This window comes from Metabacillus sp. 22489, assembly GCF_052044855.1.
In the GTDB taxonomy this organism is placed as follows: domain Bacteria; phylum Bacillota; class Bacilli; order Bacillales; family Bacillaceae; genus Metabacillus; species Metabacillus niabensis.
This window is the reverse complement of sequence record NZ_JBQENT010000105.1, coordinates 1-1,817: the sequence shown is the minus strand read 5'-3', so window position 1 is coordinate 1,817 and position 1,817 is coordinate 1. Positions and strand designations below refer to the sequence as shown.

Genomic DNA, 1,817 nt, shown 5'->3' with positions numbered 1-1,817 from the left:
GGACAAAACCCTACCTTTTCAAATGAAAAAGCCGGTGGCATTTTACGAAAGTAAAATGTCATCGGCTTTAATTTTTGCATTTAAAAAAGGACACTTTCTGTTAAAATTAAGTTACCACACAAAATTTAAAAGAAAGAAGTGTCCTTATGTTTAAAGATTATACCATGAATCAATTAATTTTGCCTTTAAATTTAGAAGTGAAATTACAAAATAATGATATTGCCTTCCATATCCATCATTTGGTTGAAAGTATCCCTCATGAAGCCTTCGAACCATTTCTGCGAAATGAGGGCTGTCCTGCCTATCATCCACGCATGATGCTTAAAATTATTCTATGTGCCTACACACAATCTGTCTTCTCAGGGCGCAAAATTGAGGCCCTATTAAAAGACAGTATACGAATGATGTGGCTAGCTCAAGGGTATAAACCAAGCTACCGCACAATCAATAGATTCCGTGTTCATTCAGAAGTGAAAGAATTAATTCGTCAATGTTTCATCCAATTCCGTTGCCAATTGATAGAAGAAAAACTTATTGATCAAGAAGCAATTTTTATCGATGGTACAAAGATTGAAGCAAATGCAAATAAATTTACGTTTGTCTGGAAGAAATCGATTGAGAAATATCATCAAAGTTTAATTGAAAAGTCAAACCAGCTGTACAATGAGCTACTAGAGAACGAAATCATACCTGAAATTGAACGTGAAAGCGATGAACAGTTGTCATTGGAAGAACTCGCTCAATTGGTTCAAAAAGTGGATGATGTCGTAACCGAATATGATAAACAACTTGAAACATCATCAGACATTTCTGAACGAAAAGCCTTAAGAAGTGAACGTAAATACCCGAAGCAAGTGCGTAAACAGTTAATTGATTTTGTCATTCGAAAACAGAAATACCAACGAGATTTTGAAATCTTTGGCACGCGTAATAGCTATTCTAAAACCGATCCAGATGCGACGTTTATGCGAATGAAAGATGATTATATGCAAAACGGGCAATTGAAAGCTGGTTACAATGTACAAATCGCAACGGAAGGTCAATACGCACTTGCCTATAGTTTATTTTCAAACCCAACAGATACACGTACGTTAATTCCATTTCTAGATGAAATCGAGCAACATTATTTCGAGATACCGAAATATATTGTCGCAGATGCAGGTTATGGTAGTGAACAAAACTTTAATGATATCCTTACGAACAGAAAAAGAGAAGCCCTTATAACGTATAACATGTATTTGAAGGAACAAAAGAAAAAGTACAAACAAAATCAATTTAACCCTAACAACTGGGAGTATGATAAAGAAACTGATACATATACATGCCCTAATCAAAAACGCATTGAATTTCAATACCATTCAGTTCGTAATGACCGTGCAGGCTTCCAACGCAAGTTCAAAATCTATGAGTGCGAAGACTGCTCGGGGTGCCCATTCCGATCATCATGTACAAAAGCAAAAGAAGGCAAAAATCGAAAACTGATGGTGAATGAAAAATGGGAAAAGCAAAAAGAATATGTAAGAGTGAAGCTTTCAGAAGAGAAAACGAGCGCCATCTATCGAAAACGAAAAATCGATGTGGAACCAGTTTTTGGATTCTTGAAGGCTAATTTGCGTTTCACTCGATTTTCTGTACGAGGAAAATCGAAGGTAGAGAACGAAATGGGCCTCGCGTTAATGGCAGTGAATTTAAGAAAATTCACTGCCAAACAAGTAGTGTAATGGAGTATTTCACACAAAAAAATAGAGAAAGGTGAATTTGAGTACCCTCAAATTCACCTTTCTCACTATTTAGAGCTAGTTATGTCCCAGCCTCTT

General features: G+C 36.0%; 1 protein-coding gene. It reads left to right on the top strand.

The window, feature by feature from the left end:
- Positions 1–146: 146 nt before the first annotated feature.
- A complete protein-coding gene (locus tag ACTJJ9_RS26145; RefSeq protein ID WP_145585428.1) occupies positions 147–1,721 on the top strand; it encodes an IS1182 family transposase in 1,575 nt (524 codons plus the stop codon).
- Positions 1,722–1,817 lie beyond the last annotated feature (96 nt).

Bases quoted from the DNA above. Each gene is read 5' to 3' on its own strand.
- ACTJJ9_RS26145 (WP_145585428.1), top strand. From the start codon at position 147: ATGTTTAAAGATTATACCATGAATCAATTAATTTTGCCTTTAAATTTA.